General features: G+C 65.5%; 16 protein-coding genes and 1 riboswitch. Of the genes, 3 read left to right on the top strand and 13 right to left on the bottom strand.

Going from position 1 to position 18,076, the window contains the following annotated elements; translation table 11 throughout:
- Window positions 1-69 precede the first annotated feature (69 nt).
- Window positions 70-192 carry a hypothetical protein gene (locus tag ACP7EG_RS06775; protein WP_426086990.1) on the top strand — a complete coding sequence of 41 codons (123 nt, stop codon included), beginning with the start codon at window positions 70-72 and terminating at the stop codon, window positions 190-192.
- A gap of 22 nt (window positions 193-214) precedes the next feature.
- On the opposite strand, the gene ACP7EG_RS06770 is transcribed toward ACP7EG_RS06775, so the two are convergent.
- The 8 genes from ACP7EG_RS06770 to ACP7EG_RS06735 are packed head-to-tail and all read right to left on the bottom strand — an operon-like array spanning window position 215 to window position 7,998.
- Complete coding sequence (locus ACP7EG_RS06770) at window positions 215-1,267, bottom strand: ABC transporter substrate-binding protein (protein ID WP_426086989.1); 1,053 nt, start codon at window positions 1,265-1,267, stop codon at window positions 215-217.
- A 48-nt stretch (window positions 1,268-1,315) separates the two neighbouring features.
- Window positions 1,316-2,377 carry an ABC transporter substrate-binding protein gene (locus ACP7EG_RS06765; protein ID WP_426086988.1) on the bottom strand — a complete coding sequence of 354 codons (1,062 nt, stop codon included), beginning with the start codon at window positions 2,375-2,377 and terminating at the stop codon, window positions 1,316-1,318.
- 39 nt (window positions 2,378-2,416) lie between these two features.
- Window positions 2,417-3,298, bottom strand: coding sequence for an ABC transporter ATP-binding protein (locus tag ACP7EG_RS06760; protein WP_426086987.1), 882 nt, complete (start codon window positions 3,296-3,298; stop codon window positions 2,417-2,419).
- Window positions 3,295-4,548 carry an MFS transporter gene (locus tag ACP7EG_RS06755; RefSeq protein WP_426086986.1) on the bottom strand — a complete coding sequence of 418 codons (1,254 nt, stop codon included), beginning with the start codon at window positions 4,546-4,548 and terminating at the stop codon, window positions 3,295-3,297. The genes ACP7EG_RS06760 and ACP7EG_RS06755 overlap by 4 nt, the downstream gene beginning before the upstream one ends.
- A 4-nt stretch (window positions 4,549-4,552) precedes the next feature.
- Window positions 4,553-5,317 carry an ABC transporter permease gene (locus ACP7EG_RS06750; RefSeq protein ID WP_426086985.1) on the bottom strand — a complete coding sequence of 255 codons (765 nt, stop codon included), beginning with the start codon at window positions 5,315-5,317 and terminating at the stop codon, window positions 4,553-4,555.
- Entirely contained in the window at window positions 5,314-6,156 is an 843-nt protein-coding gene (locus ACP7EG_RS06745; protein ID WP_426086984.1) for an ABC transporter permease, read from the bottom strand. The genes ACP7EG_RS06750 and ACP7EG_RS06745 overlap by 4 nt, the downstream gene beginning before the upstream one ends.
- Window positions 6,153-7,226, bottom strand: coding sequence for an ABC transporter substrate-binding protein (locus ACP7EG_RS06740; RefSeq protein ID WP_426086983.1), 1,074 nt, complete (start codon window positions 7,224-7,226; stop codon window positions 6,153-6,155). The genes ACP7EG_RS06745 and ACP7EG_RS06740 overlap by 4 nt, the downstream gene beginning before the upstream one ends.
- Before the next feature lie 22 nt (window positions 7,227-7,248).
- Window positions 7,249-7,998: a class II aldolase/adducin family protein gene (locus ACP7EG_RS06735; RefSeq protein ID WP_426086982.1), complete on the bottom strand. Its 750-nt coding sequence runs from the start codon at window positions 7,996-7,998 to the stop codon at window positions 7,249-7,251.
- Between the two features lie 225 nt (window positions 7,999-8,223).
- Here ACP7EG_RS06735 and ACP7EG_RS06730 point away from each other — a divergent pair, with 225 nt between their 5' ends.
- The gene (locus tag ACP7EG_RS06730) at window positions 8,224-9,276 is read left to right on the top strand and encodes an ABC transporter substrate-binding protein (RefSeq protein ID WP_426086981.1); all 1,053 of its coding nucleotides are present in this window, start codon (window positions 8,224-8,226) and stop codon (window positions 9,274-9,276) included.
- A gap of 68 nt (window positions 9,277-9,344) precedes the next feature.
- Here ACP7EG_RS06730 and ACP7EG_RS06725 read toward each other — a convergent pair whose 3' ends face one another.
- The 5 genes from ACP7EG_RS06725 to ACP7EG_RS06705 form a co-directional block, all read right to left on the bottom strand.
- The gene (locus ACP7EG_RS06725) at window positions 9,345-9,848 is read right to left on the bottom strand and encodes a 6,7-dimethyl-8-ribityllumazine synthase (RefSeq protein ID WP_426086979.1); all 504 of its coding nucleotides are present in this window, start codon (window positions 9,846-9,848) and stop codon (window positions 9,345-9,347) included.
- A gap of 176 nt (window positions 9,849-10,024) precedes the next feature.
- A riboswitch (FMN riboswitch) is annotated at window positions 10,025-10,186 on the bottom strand.
- Window positions 10,187-10,260: 74 nt separating this feature from the next.
- The gene (locus tag ACP7EG_RS06720) at window positions 10,261-12,633 is read right to left on the bottom strand and encodes a TonB-dependent receptor (protein WP_426086978.1); all 2,373 of its coding nucleotides are present in this window, start codon (window positions 12,631-12,633) and stop codon (window positions 10,261-10,263) included.
- Between the two features lie 220 nt (window positions 12,634-12,853).
- On the bottom strand, window positions 12,854-14,008 hold the full coding sequence (locus ACP7EG_RS06715) for an LLM class flavin-dependent oxidoreductase (protein WP_426086977.1): 1,155 nt from the start codon (window positions 14,006-14,008) through the stop codon (window positions 12,854-12,856).
- Window positions 14,009-14,042: 34 nt separating this feature from the next.
- On the bottom strand, window positions 14,043-15,134 hold the full coding sequence (locus ACP7EG_RS06710; RefSeq protein ID WP_426086976.1) for an LLM class flavin-dependent oxidoreductase: 1,092 nt from the start codon (window positions 15,132-15,134) through the stop codon (window positions 14,043-14,045).
- 245 nt (window positions 15,135-15,379) lie between these two features.
- Window positions 15,380-16,591 carry a sigma-54 interaction domain-containing protein gene (locus ACP7EG_RS06705; RefSeq protein ID WP_426086974.1) on the bottom strand — a complete coding sequence of 404 codons (1,212 nt, stop codon included), beginning with the start codon at window positions 16,589-16,591 and terminating at the stop codon, window positions 15,380-15,382.
- 144 nt (window positions 16,592-16,735) lie between these two features.
- On the opposite strand from ACP7EG_RS06705, the gene ACP7EG_RS06700 reads away from it, so the two are divergent.
- Window positions 16,736-18,073 carry an LLM class flavin-dependent oxidoreductase gene (locus ACP7EG_RS06700; protein WP_426086973.1) on the top strand — a complete coding sequence of 446 codons (1,338 nt, stop codon included), beginning with the start codon at window positions 16,736-16,738 and terminating at the stop codon, window positions 18,071-18,073.
- Window positions 18,074-18,076 lie beyond the last annotated feature (3 nt).

Below are 18,076 nucleotides of genomic sequence, written 5' to 3'. Positions count from 1 at the left end.
AGCCCGCACGCTGAATTTCGGCAATAATATTACTGCACACATACATAGATAGTGAAAACGGAAAAGACGATGCACAAGAAACTCTGCGCGGCAGCGCTGATGCTGGGCGTGGCCCTGATGCTGCTGCAATTGCGCGCGCATGCGGGCGATGGCGTGATCAATGTGGCTGGACGCGTATGCCTGCCGCACTGAACCACGCGCCCGTCCTCCAGAGCTACACCTTGGCCGGCTCCCAGTAATTGGCTAGGCCCAGCTTTTTCAGGCCGGCCGCCACGAAACGCGGCTCCAGCAATTCCTCCGCCGTCAACGGTAGTCGGATCAGCTTTTGTTCCTGCGCAAATGCCAGCACCCTGCGGTAATGCCGGTACACGGCGTCGTCGTACAGGGGCGACCAGCGCTCCTTCCACTGCAAGCCCGGATCGTCGTAGCTGCGCCGCACCACGCTGTCGGGCGTGCCATTGCGCGTGCCATCCTTGATGACGGCTTCGCGGTTGGCGTCCAGCGCCGCCCAATGCTGGGCCCGCAGCCAGGCCGTGGCCACCAGTTCCGCGATGTCGGGATGGGCTTGCGTAAAGTCGCGCCGCGCCCACAGTTCCGCGCGCATTTTACGCTCCGGCAAGCCCTTGCTGGACCAGATGATGCGGCCAATGCCCTTGTCTTCCAAGGGATAGCCATTGATCATGAACAAGGCGTCGACGGCGCCCGTGGCCAGCGCGGCCGTGCCCGGCTTCAAGTCCATATTAATCAGGCGGAAATCCGTGGGCGACATGCGCTGGTCGGCGATCAGCTGGCGCAGCCCCAGTTCCCATGGCCGGCCCCGGTGCACGCTGATGCGCTTGCCCTTCAGCTCGGCCAATGACGTGGAGCGCGAACTGGTGGGCACCAGCAGGAACTGGTCCGTGCCCCGCCCCGCCGGCACGATCACCTGCGTGCGCACGCCGCCCGCGTTGAGGATGACGGAGGGCAGGTCGCCATACGCGGCCATGTCGATGCGCCCGCTGGCGAACGCCTCGTTCATGGTGGCGCCCGTGTCGCCCGTGACGGGCAGCCATTCCAGCCGCACGCCGCGCTGCTTGAGCTCGCGCGCCAGCCAGCCTTCCTGCTGCACCCGGTAAGCGATGCCGCCCAGTTCCGCCCTGCCGTTTTCCGCAAAGCCCGTCGAGGCGATACGCAGGGCCGCCGGCGGCGCCCCCGCTTTCACCGCCGACACCGCCTGTCCCGCCAGGGGCAGCAGCGCCAGCCCGCCCATCACCGTGCGTCGCCGCATCGCATTCTCCTCATCATCATGCATGGCCACTGTTGACGTGCTTCCCGCTCAAGCCGCCCGGCGCGTCTGCGCCAGCGCCGCTTCGAATGGACGCGGGTCGATCCAGGCGCGCACGTCGACCTTGCTGGGCAGGAAGTTCCAGCGGAACAGGAAGTCGCTGAAATCCTGCAAGCCGGCGACCGACGTTTCCGCCAGGTCCGTGTCCAGGCGCAGATGGGCATCCTTGCCGTAAGCCACTTGCACCCAGTGCTCGCTGGCATTCGATTCGCGCGCGAGGAAACGCCGCGTCTCGTCCGCATGGCCGCGCGCCCACGCTTCGGCCCGCAGCACCTGCTCGACCAGGGTCACGGCGGAGCTGAAGTGATGCTCCAGCAAGTGCGCATCGACGCTCAAGGTGCGCGGCGTGCCGTTGTTGGCGCGGATCAGGGGTTCCGGATGGTTGCCCGTGTCGATCACCGTGTGCAAGCCGAACTGCTGCGCCAGCTGGGCGGCAGAAGCGCCTTTCAGGAAAATGGCATCCACCTCGCCCCGCAGCAGTCCCAGCAGCTCCGGACTCTGTCCGCCGCGCCGCGCGCCGCTGAACAGATTCGTTGCCGCGCCCTGCTCCGGCGGCGATTCGCTCTGGCCAGCCGCGATCACATAATCAACCAGTTCCACGTCGGCAACAGCCAGCCCTTCCAGGCTCAGCGCATTTTCCAGCCCCCGCAAGGCTTGCGCGCGCGCAAAGTCGATCTGCGCCTTGGCCCACAATGGCAGGCCGAAGCGCCGTCCCTTCAAGTCGCGCACCGTCTGGATACCGCTGCCGGGCAGAGTCAGGATCAGCTGCGTCTCGTCCGACCACGACAGGCCGATCACGCGCGTCTCGCGCCCCGCCGCGCGCGCCCACAGGGCTGGGATGTTGCCGCCGTGGCGCACGGAGTTCTGCAGGGTATGGTCGAAATGCGATTCGCGTACGGCTTCCTGGTCGGACTCGCGCAGCGAGCGCAAGCTGGTGCCATCGGCGCGCAAGGCCGCTTCCAGCCAGCCTTGCTGCAAAGCTATCCCCAGGCCCGTCGGGACGGGGCAGCGCGTGTACCACAGGGTATCGAGTGCTTGGTTTTCATTACTCATCTTTTTTCTCCAGGGTAGGTGGACCGTTCAAAAAGGAAACTACAGCGCCATCCTGCGCGCCCATTCATTGCCATCCCATGAGCTGCTGGGATCTACATCCTGCGCCACGGGCGCGTGCGTGTCGTCCAGGTCGCTGAAATCCGCATGCAAGCCGTCGCGGATGGCGACAAAGCCCGGCGAACCGCGCTGGCGCGGGTGAGCCAGCGGCACATCCTGCACGCGGCGCACCTTGCCCGGGCGCGCATCGAGCACGACGATGCGGTCGGCCAGGTAGACAGCTTCATCGATGTCATGCGTGACCATCACCATGGTGATGCCCTCGTCTTGCCACAGGCGGCGCAGTTCCTGCTGCAGGCGCAAGCGGGTCAGCGCGTCGAGCGCGCCCAGCGGTTCGTCCAGCAGCAGCACGTCGGGCCGCCCCACGAGGGCGCGGGCAATCGCCGCCCGCTGCGACATGCCGCCCGACAACTGATGCGGATACGCATCCGCATAGCCATCGAGGCCCACGCGCGTGATTTCCGCCGCCACGCGGGCGGTGCGCTCGGCCAGCGGCACACGGGTATTGCTGAAAGCCACGGCGACGTTCTGCTGCACCGTCAGCCACGGAAACAAGCGGTGGTCCTGGAACACCAGGCCCCGGTGCAAATCCGTGCCACGAATCGGCACGCCGTCGTGCAGCAGCAAGCCCGTGTAATCCGTATCGAGGCCCGCCAGCAGGCGCAGCAGGGTTGACTTGCCGCAACCGGACGCGCCCACGATGGCGACGAATTCACCGGGCGCAATGGTCAGGGAAATGTCGTCGAGCACCAGCAGCGGCGCGCCTTTCAGCGAAAACGACTTGCTCACGTGCTGCACTTGCAAGCCGCCGCTCAGGTGCTGCCGCTGCGGCAGCAAGGTCGAAGGGGAAACGAAATCATTCATGGCGTACTCTCTGCAGTGGGGGCGAGGGAAGAAACGGCGGCGGGCGGCGCCCGGCGCAGCCAGCGGCTGCCGTGGAAAACCAGCCAGGCGGCCAGCCATGGAGCCAGCCAGATCAGGAACACATTGCGCAGACCCGTCAGGTCGGCCAGGCGGCCCGCCGCCAGCGCGCCAGCCGTGCCGCCCACCATGCCAAACAGCGTCAGATGGGCGGAAACGCGGGCCTTGTCGACGGGCGCCCGGGCGATATTGTCCGTATTGACGAGGTTATTCACGCCCAGGCCCAGGCCCAGCAGCACGGACGCGCCCAGGTAAGCGATGCTGGAGGGCCACAGGCCCAGGATCAGCAAGGCGGCCATGATGGCCAGGTGGGCGCCGCCATACAGTTGCTCGCGGTACGGGCTGGCCAGCACAAGGCGCCCCAGGAACAGCAACACCAGCACGCAGCTGAGTCCCTGCACGGCCATCAGCCAGACGGAGTGATGCGCAGGCCAGTGCAGCACGCGGATGGCCAGCAAGATGGAAAACACGCCCACGCTGGACGCCGTGAAGCTGGCGAGTATCTCGAACAGGTAAGTCACGCGCACGACGGGCAGGCGCAGCAGCTCGCGCAAGCTGGCCGCGCCGGGTACGGCAGCATGTCCCCCAAGCTTGCGCGGTGCCGTATTGCTGGGCAACACTTGCCAGCCCAGTACCGCCAGCATGGCGAACATCAGGGCGGAGATCAAAAAGCCTGCCTTCAGCCCCAGTTGGGCGATCAGGTAATTGCCGCACAAAGGCCCGAGGAACTGCATGCCGAGTATCAAGGTCCCCTTGTACCAGCCCGCCTTGCCCTGCCCCAGTTCCGGCAGGCGCACGAGAAACACGGTGCTCATGGCCACGATGCGCAGCGAGATGCACAGGCCGACGAGAAACATCAGCAGGGCCACCCATTGCCAGCCGGGCAGCCACGGCAGCACGCAAAAGGCCAGCGCCAGGCTCAGGCTGACGCCCGCATACAGATGCTTCGGGTTGCCACGCGAAAGAATGTAGCCGGCCGGTATGGTGCCCAGCGCCATGGCCAGGGTTTCCGCGCTGCTGATCGCGGCCAGTTGGAAATTGCTCACGTGCAAATGTAAACCCAGCAAGGTGGCCAGCACCTTGTTCATGCCGATGGTCACGCCCGACAGCAAGGTCAAACCGATGAAGCGCAGCAAGAAGGCGCGCAGTTCGCCGTCGCGGGCGCTGACGGCCGCATCCGCTTGTAAAGGCATCGAGTCACTCACTGCTGCGCCCCTTCACCAGCAAACGCGCCAGCCGCGCAAACGCCACGTTCATCGCCTGCGCCAGCAGCGCGATCACCAGCACGGCCAGCAAGACGACATCCATGCGGCCCGACACTTCACCGTTCAGCAACAATGAACCCATGCCGGGCCCAGCTGCAAACAGCAGTTCGCCGCCCAGGCAAGCCAGCCAGGCAAACGCCAGCGCATGCGTGACACCCGTGACGATGGCCGGCATGGCGCCCGGCAGCAAAATCTGGCGCAAGGTTTGCCAGCGCGTCAGGGTCAGCACCTGCCCCACTTCGCGCAATCTTCCCTCCACCTGGCGCATGCCCGCCTGCGTGTTGAGCACGGTAGGATAAAAGGCGGCGATGGCGATCACCAGCAGCTTGGCGCCATCGCCATTGCCCACCCACAGGCCCAGCAAAGGGATCAGGCCCAGCAACGGTACTTGCCGGATGCTGTGGAACAGCGTGCCAATCAATCGGTCAGCCAGCGGCGACTGCGCCATCAGCGCACCCGTGACGATGCCGGCGCTGCCGCCCAGCAGCAAGCCGGCCAGAGTGCGGCCCAGGCTGGCGCGCAAATGCACCCACAGTTCGCCCGTGACGAGCAGGTCGCGCAGGCTGTGCGCCAAATCTCCCAGCGAGACAAAGATGTAGGCGGCCGCCGCACCCTGGCCGGAGGCCCATTGCCAGGCGCCCAGCAAGGCCAGCGGCAACAGCGCGCCCTTGATGATCTGGATCAAACGTTGTTTCATATGGACTCCCCGTTACGCTTCCAGCGCATCAACCGCGATTCCAGCGCGTGGCAGGCCCGGTCCAGGCCGAAGCCGATCACGCCTGTCAGCACCACGCCCACCATCACCACGTCGAGGCGGAACATTTGCCGGCCCATTTCCATCATCTGCCCCAGGCCGCTGTCGGCGGCCAGCAATTCCGCGCCCACCAGCACCATCCACGAGCGCGACAGGGCGATGCGCATGCCCGTCAGCGCGGCCGGCACGATGGCCGGCAAGACGATCAGGCGGATGCGCTGCCAGCGCGAAAAGCAATACACGTGCGCCACCTCAAAGTAGCGCTGCGACAGGTTGCGGATGGCGTCATGCACGGCCAGCGCCACGATGAAGAAACTGGCCTTGGCCACGATAAACACCTTGAAGCTCTCGCCTATGCCGAACAGCAAGATAAACAAAGGGATCAGGGCCACGGTGGGCAGCTGGCGCAAGACATTGAAGGTGGGGTCGACGTAGCTGCGCAAGCCAGGCGACAGGCCCAGCACGACGCCGAAGGCCAGGCCCGCGCTGGCGCCCAGGCCGAAACCGGCCAGCAGGCGGAACAGGCTGATGCCCAGATGCTGGCCCAGTTCGCCGCTCTCGGCCAGGTCGCGGGCCGTCAGCAGCACTTGCCATGGCGACATCAAGATGTGCGCCGGCATCCACTCGAAGGTGGTGGCCGCCGTCCACAGCAGCAGCAAGGCGAGCGGCGACGCCCACACGGACCAGGACGAGCGCACAAAGCGTTGCAGCAAGGGGACAGAGGCTGCACGTGCTGCAGCATGGACGCGCGGCAAGGCGATGGCGTTGACGATGGAAGTCATGGCGTCCAGTAGGTTTGCAGCTTCAGCTGCGCCAGCGCCTGGTTGACGAACTGGGGCGCGAACAGGCTATCGACTTGCAGGGGCCGCGCGATCAGGCCCGCGCTCTTCGCATACGCCGCCTCGCCCACGTAATGCTGGCGCAAGCTGGCCGTAAACAACGGCGACCAGCGTGCCTGCCACGGCGTATGGTCGCCCGCCAGTTCGCGCCGCACGACGCTTTCCACCTGGCCCGCGGCCGCCTCGGTGCGCACATAGTCATCTTCGCCACCCGCGCCGGCGGCACGGTGGTGTTCGCGCACATAGGCCGTCACCACCAGCTGGGCCAGCTGCGGATAGCGTTGCAGGAAGCCGCTGTCGGCCCACAGTTCGGCGCGCATCTTCCAGTCCTGCGGCGGCGCCTTGCTGGACCAGATGATCTTGCCCACTTTTTTATCTTCCAGCAAGAAGGCGTCGCTGAGGGTGAAGAAGGCGTCCGCGCCACCCGTCGCCACGGCCGCCGCGCCTGCCTGTGGATTGAGGTTGAGGATCTTGACGTCGCGCAAGGTCATGCCATTTGCTTCCAGCAGGCGGGCGAATGGGTATTCCCACGGCCGCCCACGGTGCAAGGCGATCTTCTTGCCCTTCAAATCCTTGATCGAACGGGCCGTGGAACCGTTCGGCACCACCAGATAGGTGTTGTTGGCGCTGCCGCCGGGCAGTATCAGCCGCGTCTGCAAGCCGGAGGCATTGGCGATTATCGATGGCAAGTCGCCATACTGGGCCAGGTCGATCGAGTGATTGGCAAACGCCTCGTTGACCTGCGTTGCCACGGAATTGGTGGTGACGGGCACCCATTCCAGCTTCACGCCCAGCTTGCCCAGTTCGGCGGCCAGCCAGCCCTGCGCGGCCACCTGGGCGGCCGAACCGGCAAACACGGTCTTGCCGGACGGCGCCGTGCGGGCCACGACGGCGATGCGCACGGCGGCCGGCAGCGCTTCTGCCGCCAGCGCGATGGCTGGCGCCAGCAAGCTGGCCGCCACGACGGCGGCGAATACCTTGCGCCAGGTCAAACGTAAGAATTTCAATGACATCTCGGGCCTGTTCTTGAAAGGGTTACACCAGATCGGTGGCGGGCAGCAGGGAGAGCGCGCGCGCCGTGTCGATCAGCTTGCTCATCTTCCATTGCTGCAGCAACACGCCGGGACCGAAGTCGCGCGAGCCGCCAATGGCTTCGGCCGCGATCTGGATCTTGGCGCCCTCTTCCAGCAGCAGGATGAACTCGGCCAGCTTCAGCAAGCCCTGCTTGCCCCACACGGTGGCGCCGCCATTCGCTTCCAGGATGGCCGTCGCGTGCGTGTTGCGGGCGATTTCACCGAGGATGAAATCGACTTCCGGCTGGCGGCGGTCGATATAGATGGGAATTTCGCGGATCAGCTGGAAGCGCTGCACGGGCACGTAGCGGATCGGCAGGGTGCGGTGCGTCTGCGCCCACGCGCCCAGGGACGGCGAGTGCACGTGCGAGATCGACGTGACCTCGGGCCGCTCGCGGAACAGTTTCAAGTAACGCGCGCCACCGTTGTTGGCGTCGCCCACAATCACCGTGCCATCGAGCGCCAGCACGGCCGCCTTCAGGGGCTGGCCGCGGCGGAACGGGCCCGGGTCGTTGACGACCACCACCTTGTCACCGCCAGGGGTGCGCTCGACAAAGCCCACCGTGCCGTTGGCCGTCAGGCTGCCTGTCTCGCGCAAGCCGTCGAAGGCCGTCTGCGCATCGCGCCGCACCTGTTCCACGAAGGCCAGTTCGGCCGCCGTCAACTCCTGCACCTGTACTAGTTGTGCTTGCGCTTGTGCCACGTCCGTCATGTCATGCTCCATTCTTTGAGGTTGAGGTACGAATCAGTCATGCCTCTACTTTCGCAAGACGCGTGCCAGCGCCAGGGCCGCAGAAATGGTGGAAGGCTGCTGCCTGCGCAACAGCGGCTGCTGGCGTGGCAGCAGCGCTGGACGCAGGCGCTGTCGCCAAGCCAGCAAGCGGCGCGGGCACGTTTCCTGCACGGCTCAAGGCTCCACCCACCACGAAGGAATCCCATGACTACCGCACCATCCCCTGAAGTCGATACCGTCTGGTTCACGCGCTGCCCCGTGCCCACGGCCACGGGCCTGGCCTACAAGCTTGGCTGGCTGGACGAGGAATTCGCCCGCGACGGCATCGCCCTGAAAACCCTGCAGGAAGTAGGTGGCGAACTGGCGCGCCACCATTACGACCACGGCCTGTCCACGCTCGTGCGCGAAGGCGGCAACCTGCTGGCCCTGCCCGCGCGCGCGCAAGGGGCGCCCACGCGCCTGATCGGCCTGACCTGGATCGACGAATGGCAAGCCATCCTCGTGCGCCCCGGTTCCGGTATCACGACGCCCGCGCAGCTGCAGGGCAAGCGCCTGGCTTTACCCGCCTTTCGCGCGGAAGACTTGCGCGAGAACCGGCGCGGGCGCAGCATCGCGCGCGGCATGAGCCTGGCCGGCTACAAGGGCGTGCTGGCGTCGGCCGGCTTGACGCTGGACGATGTGCGACTGGTGGAAGTGGGTGGCGAGGCGCCAACGCAGGCAAATCTGGGCGCGGGCCTGTGGCAAGGCATCGCGCCGCTCTTGCGCGGCGAAGTCGATGCCGTCTACGTGAAAGGCGCGGCGGCGGCCGAAGCGGCCCGCGCGGCCGGGCTGGAAGTGGGCATAGACATCGACGCCCTGCCCGACCGGCGCTTCCGCGTGAATAACGGCACGCCACGCCCGATCACCGTGCATGAAACGATGCTGGAACAGCATTTCGAGCTGGTCGTGCGCTTTTTGACGCAAACGCTGCGCGCCGCCCACTGGGCGCGCAGCCACCAGGCCGACGTGCTGGCCATCCTGCAGGGCGAAACGCGGGCCGGCGCCGACGCTGTGGCCGAAGCCTACCGCGACGGTTTTCATTTGACCCTGGCGCCCGACCTGTCCGACGAGAAGGTGGCGCTATTCCGCCAGCAGAAGGACTTCCAGCTGCAGCACGGCTTCCTGGACCGCGACGTGGATATCGACGCCTGGATCGACTGCCGGCCGCTGGAGGAAGCGCAGCGGCGACTGGAAGCGCTGCTGCGGCAAGCCGCATAAAGAAACGGGGCCAGCACATGGCAACATGTGCTGGCCCCGGGTACTACGGCATCAAGGCAAACTGAGCCCTAGGCAGCCAAGGCCTCGTGCGGGGCGGCGGCCGGTTGCGCCAGCCGCTGCAGCGAGCGGATGGTGGCCGCGCAGGCAGTGGCCAGTTCGACGCCCTTGACCTTGAAATGCTGGAAGTAGAATTCCTGGTGCTCGTGGCCCGCATGGAAGTGGTGCGGGGTCAGCACGGCCGACAGCACGGGCACGCCCGTCGCCAGTTGCACCTGCATCATGCCGGAAATGACGGCATCGGCCACGAAGTCATGCCGGTAGATGCCGCCGTCCACCACCAGGGCGGAAGCGGCAATCGCCGCGTATTGGCCGCTCCTGGCCAGCACTTGCGCATGCAGGGGAATTTCAAAGGCGCCGGCGACGTCGATGACATCGATATCGTCCTGCGTGAAACCCAGGGTCGCCATTTCGGCGATGAAGGACAATCGGCATTGCGCGACGATGTCGCGGTGCCAGCCCGCCTGGATGAAGGCGATGCGTTTGGCTGGTATTGCGTGTGACGCTTGTGACATATAAAAGACTCCTGTTTTCAAGAATGACAAAAAACAGGGCATTGGATCGAAGGGGATATGACGGGCGCATGAAAGCCACGCCCAACTGCGCATGCAGGCACGTGCACCCGCGCACCGACGGCAAACGCAGGCCGTCCATGCGCCGGGCGTATGCCGGCACCAACACAATGATTCCATCCCGCTCTCTCTTTATCCGGACTATACCGTCGGCCCCGGAATCACACCAGGTCTGCTGACCTTGCCGGCATGGTCCAAAGACCATGCCAGCAAGCGCTCGCGGGCTAGGCACGCATGCCATTACCGCCGGTGGGGAATCGCACCCCGCCCTGAGAACGTTGCGTGGCCAGCGCACCGGGTGCGGCAGCCACGCCCGGCGACTATAGCATATCGCCCCTGCCCCTGCCCTGCAGGGTCAGAACTGCACCGTGTACGAGGCGCCCACCGTGCGGCCCTGGCCAATGATCACCGTGTCGCCATTCACGGCACCCGGCACGAAGCTGGTGAGCGTGTGGTTGCGGTAAACCTTGTCGGCCAGGTTGTTCGCATACGCCGTGATCCGCTGCTTGCCGCCCGGGAGCACATACGACAGGCGCGCATTGGCCAGCGCGAAGCCGCCCTGGTTCAGCAAGCCGCGCGCGGCATTTTGCGGGTCGACATAGTAGTACTGCTTCGACGTGTAGCGCACATCGCCGCTGAAGACCAGCTGCGCGCCATTGCCCAGCGGGTAGCGGTAATCGGCCGCCAGCAAGGCCGTCACGTGGGGCGAGCGCACGAATTCATTGCCGGAACGGTCGCCGCCATTGTTCTGGATGGCGAAATCGTCGAATTCCGTGCGCAGCAGGCCCAGATTGGCATTGATGTGCAGGTTGTCCGTCGGCTGCGCCTCGATCTCGAATTCCGCGCCATTCACGTGGGCCTTGCGCACGTTCTGCAGGTAATTGACGCTTTGCGTGGGGTCGCCGTTGTACACGCCCGTGATATTCACCTGCACGTTCTTGTAATCGTAGTGGAAGACGTTGGCGTTGAAATTGAGGCGCCCGTCCAGCCATTCGGACTTGATTCCCGCCTCGAACGAGTTCAGGGTTTCCGGCTTGACCGTGTTCAGGGCCCGCACGTCCGTGGCACTCGTGTTGTAGCCGCCGGACTTGATGCCGTGTGCGTATTTCAGATAGCCGCGCAGGGTGCTGCTGAAGCGGTATTCGGGCGTGACGTCATAGGTCAGTGCATTCCACGTGGTGGACGGATTCGAGGTGAAATTGTTGTTGACGACCGAAGCGGCCGTGTAATTGCCGCCCCGGACCGTGTTCCACCAGTTGGCCGCATCACCAAACGTCACCGAATTCGATGCGGCCTGCACGCGCTGCAAGTCGAGGTCCTTGGTTTCCGTCGTCCAGCGCAGGCCGAATGTGGACAGCAACTGCTCGCTGAAGTTGACGGTCGTGCTGCCGAAGATGGCCGCGCTGCGCGCCTTGTGCTGGTAGATGGTGCGGTTGTAGCCGACAGGCTGCGTGCTGCCCGCCAGCGCCGGCACACTGCCGTTGGGCAGGCGCGCGCCGGCCGAATCGGAATCGATCTTTTCATTGAAGTAGAACAGGCCCGCCACCCAGCTCACGGCGCCGTTTTGCGGCGACGTCAAGCGCAGCTCCTGCGACACTTGCCTGCTGCTGGCCTTCGAGCGGCTGCGCCCCACTTCCAGCGGTGTGTTGTCGCTGTCGCCCGTCGCTTCGTTGCGGAAGTTTTCATAGCCGGTGATCGACGTCAGGGTCAGCTCGCCCAGCGCATATTCGAGGTTCAGCTGCGCGCCGCCCTGTTTCACGTCGCTGTCGGCCGGCGCATTCGTGCTGACATCATCGGGATTGGTGCTGGGGACGTAGCCGTTGCGGTACACGCCATTCGCGCCATAGCTGGCCACCGTGGTGGTGGCGCCCTTGGTCGTGTAATCGCGATAATGCAGGTTCAGGTTCGCCGTCAGGTCGCGCCCGATCAGGGCCTTGAGCTGGCCGCGGATGGCGCTATCCTTGAGTTTTCCATCGCGCTCGCCCGTAAACTGATTGTAAAAGCGGCCCTTGTCCTGCTGCTCCGTGTGGAAGGACAAGCGCCCCGCCAGCACCTCGTCGACCAGGGCGCCACCGATGGCCCCTTCGGCCACGGTGGTGTCATAGCTGCCGTAATCGAGCTTGGCGTAGCCGCTGGATTTGAACGAAGGCTTGCGCGAAATCACATTAATGGCGCCGCCAGTCGTGTTCTTGCCCCACAAAGTGCCTTGCGGGCCGCGCAGCACTTCCACCCGGTCCAGATCGAACAGGGGAAAGCCCGTGGCGCTGGAATTGCTGATGTAGACATCGTCGAGGTAAAAGCCGACGGGATTCGGAAAATCGATTTGCTGCTGGCCCGCGCCCACGCCGCGTATCCACCAGCGCGGACGGCCATGCTGCTGCGTGCCGGCCGAGGCGTTCGGCACGTAATTGAGGATTTCGCTGGCCGAGCGGCCGATGCCCGTATCGAGCAGCTCCTTGCCGCCGAGGACCGTGATCGCGCTCGGCACCTTCTGTGCCGATTCTTCGCGCTTTTGCGCCGTCACCGTCACCGATTGCAAGGAGGCGCCCTCGCCGGCGCCGTTGGCGTCGGCAGCGGCAATGACATCGGCGCCAGGCGTTTCCGCGTGGAGCATGCCATGGACGAGCATCAAGCCGCCGATGGCGAAGGCCGAACGCAGCGCGCGGCGCAGCGGGGTCAGATGAAAGGGAAAGGAAGAAAAGGCGGCGGGGGAAGTCGAACGGCGCATGGGTGATTATCCTTGAGTAAAGTCAAAACGCGAGATGGTGATGACTGTTATTGCAAGGCGCATGCCCGCTACCGCAGTGCAGCAATATATACGCTAAGTGCTTGATTTAAAAGGAAGACTATCATGATGATAGTGCTGTTGATTTGGCAGCAGCGGCGCCGCCGCGTGCTGCCTGCGCGACAGCAGGCGGTGGCGCTGCTGTCGCGGCAACAGGGGATACTCAGGCGGCGCGCAGCAAGGCGGCACCATGGCCACGCACCAGCGGCAGCACCTCCTCGCCCACCCGGTACGCTTCTTCCAGGTGCGGCGTGCTGGCCAGGATGAAAGCGTCGGCGCCCAGTTGCACCAGTTCGTCGAGGCGTTCGGCCACCTGCTGGTAGCTGCCGACGATGCCCTGCGTCTGCCCGCCGCGCAGCAGGTTGAAGCCGGACCAGATATTCGGCGCCGTGATCAAGTCCTTGTAGCTGTTCAGGGTGGTCGGACGGTTGCCCCGCTGGCGCGCCGCGCCCACGGAATCGCCGCCATCGGCGCCGAGGAACTGGCGCAGGGTGGCGGCATCCACGGTCTCAAAGCCCTTGCGCACCTCGTCCCACGCCTCTTCTTCCGTGGCGCGGGCCACGATGTCGACGCGCACGGCGCACTTGATCTTGCGCCCCAGGAGCGCCGTCTTTTCATGCACGCGGGCGAATTTCTCGCGCAGCTGCTCGAACGGTTCCAGCCACGTCAGGTAGTAATCGGCGTGCTTCGAGGCGGAACCGAGGGCCGCGTCGGACGAGCCGGAAAAGTAAATTTCGGGGAAATCCTGCTCGGACAGGGGCGTGGCCAGGCCCGCGTCTTCCACCTGGTAGAACTTGCCCTGGTAGGAAAACGGCCCGCCGCGCCACACGCCGCGCACCACATCGAGAAATTCCGTCGTGCGCGTGTAGCGGTCGTCGTGGCCGGCCGAATCGCCCCACCACAGCTGCGCCGGGCCGCCACCGCCCGTGATGACGTTGTACAAGGCCCGGCCGCCCGTGGCCCGCTGCAGGCTGGCCGTCATGCGCGCTGCCACCACGGGGTTCAAAAAACCGGGCTGGAACGGGATCATGAAGCGGAAGGTGCTCGTCTCGCGCGCCAGCAGCGCGGAAATGGCCCACGGTTCATCCGTCATGGGAAAGGAAGGTATCAAGCCGCCCTGGAAGCCCGATATCTCGGCCGCACGGGCGATTTCCGCCAGGTAGTCGATGTAGGTAAAACCGTCGGTGCCGCCGCCACCGAGGCCCGCCTGGCGCAGGTTGTCATTGCCGGGAAACCAGTCGCCGCGAAACGGCGTGCGGGCGCGGTGCGAACTCGGTTCGCCATGTGTGGGGATGCGCCAGAAAAAATCGATTGCCATCAAGGTACTCCTTCAGTAGGTTGAATACAGGAACTCAAGCCGCTTGCAGCTGCGCGCTCAACGCTGCACGCACGCGTGGCAGCACGTGTTCGCCGATGCGATAGGCTTCCTCGAAATGGGGGATGGCCGCCAGCACGAAGCTCGACACACCGGCCTGCGCGTAGGCTTGCAACGCCGCGCTGACCTGTTCATAGCTGCCGACCAGGGCGCCGTGGGCGCCCGTTTGCGCTTGCGCAAAGCCGGGCCAGAAGGCCGCAGCGCTGGCCGTCGTGCTCTCATTCAACGGAGCGTCGTCGGGCAGACCCGCCCCGCTGCGGTAGCGGCGCGCGTCGCGCAAGGCTTCGTCGAAGGTTTCACGGGCCAGCACGTCGATGCGCAAGCCCGCCGCCACCGTGCGGCCCAAGTGGCGCGCCTGCGCTTGCAGGCTGTCGATGGAAGGCTGCAGGTCCGTCGCGGGCGCCGCGTCAAACACGTGCACGTCGGCCTGGCGCGCCGACAAGGCCAGCGCCTCGGGCGTCTCCCCCGTCAGGTAAATACTATTCACAGGATGGTTCGCCAGCGGCCCCTTGAAGCCGCCGTCCTGCACTTCGAAGAACTTGCCCTTGAAGCTGAACGGTGATGTGCTTTGCACGCCGCGCGCCACCGTGATGAATTCATCGATGCGGGGCAGAATATCGGCGTCCGGCGCCGCATCGCCCTGGCGCCGGCGCGCTGCCGCATCGCCGCCATGACCGATTTGCCAGGCGAAGCGCCCGCCCGTGAAGCGCTGGAAGCTGACGGCGTTCTTTGCCGCGTACACGGCAGAACCCCAGGCGGCGTCGAATTCGGCGATCAGTTTCAGATGGCGCGTGCTGCGCGCCAGGTAACCGGCGACGATCCAGCTTTCGTCACCCTGCGTATCGTGGCGTATCTGGATGCCGTCGAAGCCGGAAAGATCGGCGGCGCGGGCGATCTGGTGCAGGTAGTCGAAATAATTGAACGGCGGACGCGCGCCGCGCGGGTCGCTCACGCCCGCCTGCAACGGGCTGGGGGCGCCAGCATTTCGCTCGCCCCTGCGCGTGATGCCGGGCGCCGCGTAACGGCCGTCGCCGCTGGTGGGCAATTGCCAGATGAATTCGATGGTCATGCATGGACTCCTGTCGTGGATCGAAGAAAGGGGCTGCACGCGCATGGTGAGCAATGCGCACACAGACCTGCCCTTTCCTCCTCGCAGAAAACATGCCATGCCGCGTGCACCCGCCAGCGCCCTTCGCTGCTGATTTGGCAGCAATCCGCTGCACCCACGGCAGCAGCGTGCTGCGCGCGCAGCAGCATAAAAAAAAGCCGGAACCGCATCGCTGCGGGTCCGGCTCCAGGAGATTGGTCATGCGCCTAGTCGATGGCGCCCGCCTTTTTCAAAAAAGTGCGCAGGATGTTACGGCTGAGATTCAGGTGCTTGGCCGTGCGCACCTGGTTGCGCTCATTGCGCTCCCACGCGGCGCGCACCAGTTCCTGCTGCATGGCTTCGAATTCCACTGCCTCGCCCGAGTCGAGCAAGGCTTGCCAGGCACGGGCGAAACGTTCGGCCGCCAGCAAGTCATCCTGCCCGGCCGCGCCGTGGGCCGTGTAGGCGATATCGGCAGCGCCAGCCCAGGTGTCCAGAACGGGGACAGGGGCAGATGCGGGCGCTGGCGCGGGAGACGTGGCAAGTGCGCGATGCCAGCCCGACAAACTCAGGTCTTCGGCGCGCACCACGCCGCTGCGGCAAACCAGCAGCGCGCGGTGGATGACGTTTTCCAGTTCGCGGATATTGCCCGGCCATGGATACGCCAGCAAGGCTTGCTGCGCGTCAGGGCCCAGTTCCACCTCGCCCAGGTGCAAGCGCTGCGCATAGATGGCCATGAAGTGGCGCGTCAGCGGCATGATGTCGCCCGGGCGCTCGCGCAAGGGGCGCAGCGGCAAGCCGATCACCTGCAGCCGGTAATACAGGTCTTCGCGGAAGCGCCCGGCCCGCACGGCTTCGGCGAGGTCCACATTGGTGGCCGCGATCAGGCGCACGTCGATGGGGATGGCGCGCCGCGCGCCCAGGCGCACCACTTCGCGCTCCTGCAGCACGCGCAGCAGCTTGACCTGCATCGCCAGCGGCAAGTCGCCGATTTCGTCGAGGAACAGGGTGCCGCCGCTGGCCGTCTCGAACCAGCCAGGTTTACCCTGCTGCGCGCCCGTAAACGCGCCTTTTTCGTAGCCAAACAGTTCGCTCTCGACCAGGGTTTCGGAAAAGGCGCCGCAGTTAATCGCCACAAAGGTCTGCTCGGCGCGCCCGCTCAAGCCGTGCACATGGCGCGCAATGAGTTCCTTGCCCGTCCCTGTTTCGCCCGTGATCAGCACCGTCGCCTCGCTGGGAGCGATGCGTTCGATCAGTTCGTGCAACTGGCGCGAACGGGGGTCGGCAAAGACAAAGGCCGTGGCGCGCACCAGCAAGCTCATTTGCTGCGGGTCGCGGAAGGCGACCAGCGCCTCGCTATCGCCGTCATCGCCGGCGCCGCGGGCAAGGTGGGCGCTGCGCGCGAAATCGCTGCTGAAATTGTGGGCTAAGAGTTCCATGGGCCGACTATACCGCGCGCCATCGCCAGGCGTGAACGAATGGTGCCGCGCTAGCTTATCCGGATTTTGCATATGCGGGGCGTTGGCCCGAACCTTGCTGCAGCAAAGGAGCAGGCAATGTCGCCTGCCTACCACGGAGCCCCCATGCCAGCACGCCAGCTTGTCCTGAACGTCTTTTTGCAACGTCACGGCCACCATCCCGCCGCCTGGCGCCATCCGTCTGCCAGCGCCAGCGGCCGGCCCGACCTGGCCTGGTGGCTGCGCGCCGCCCGGCTTGCCGAGGCGGCCAGGTTCGACAGTTTTTTTATCGCCGACTTCATCGGCCGCGCCGGCGAGGTCACGCCCGAGACGGGCCGCGCCGCCATCGGCCTGCCCTTCGAACCTTTCACCCTGCTGTCGGCGATTGCCGCCGTCACCAGCCATATCGGCCTGATCGCCACCGTCAACACCAATTACGAACACCCGTACCACGTGGCGCGCAAATTCAGTTCGCTCGACCACCTGAGCGGCGGGCGCGCGGGCTGGAATGTCGTCTCCTCGTTTGGCGAACACACGGCGCGCAATTTCGGCATCGATGCACCGCGCAGCCATGCGCAGCGCTATGCGCGCGCCGATGAATTCATCGCCCTGTCCAAGGCCCTGTGGGATAGCTGGGATGACGATGCGTTCGACCGGCCCGACCGCGCCGGCGGCCAGTTTTACGCGCCCGCACAAGGCCATGCGCTCGACTTCCAGGGCGAGTATTTTGCCTCGCGCGGCTTGCTGGACTTGCCCCGTCCCTTGCAGGGCCACCCGGTGCTGGTCCAGGCGGGCAATTCCGAGGCAGGCCGTGAATTTGCCGCGCGCCAGGCCGAGATGGTGTATTGCTCGGCCACCTCGCTGCCCGTGGCGCAAGCGTATTATGCGGACGTCAAGGGGCGCATGGCGAAATACGGGCGCGCCGAAGATCAGCTGAAAGTCACGCCGGGCCTGTCGGTGGTGGTGGCGGAAAGCGACCAGCAGGCGCAGGACCAGTTCGGCGAACTGCAGGCGCTGGTCGACTTCAGCAATCTGGAATTTGGCGGTTTCGACTTGTCCGGCTATCCGCTCGACGGCCCCCTGCCCGACCTGCCCTACCAGGCGGGCGAGAATGGCAAGGGGCGCTTCCTGCAGCAGTTGGAGCTGGCCCGCCGCGAGAACCTCACCTTGCGCCAACTGGTGCTGCGCTTTCGCGTGGCGCGTGGCCATCTGCAAGCCATCGGCTCCGTCAAGACGGTGGCCGACCTGTTGGAGCAGTGGTTCGTGGAACGGGGCGCGGACGGTTTCAACGTCGTGCCGCCGCTGCTGCCGCAAGGCTTCGAGGATTTTACGCGGCTGGTGGTACCGGAACTGCAGCGGCGCGGCCTGTTCCGCACCGAGTATGCGGCCAGCACCTTGCGCGGCCATTTGGGACTGGTGCGGCCCGCCAACCCGCACACGGTGGCGGGGGCGCGGGCCGCCTGAGCA

It is taken from the genome of Janthinobacterium sp. PSPC1-1, from assembly GCF_049897625.1.
GTDB classification, from domain to species: Bacteria; Pseudomonadota; Gammaproteobacteria; order Burkholderiales; family Burkholderiaceae_D; genus Janthinobacterium; species Janthinobacterium tructae.
Note: the sequence above shows the minus strand (reverse complement) of the source record. Positions and strands in the feature narration are given on the sequence as shown.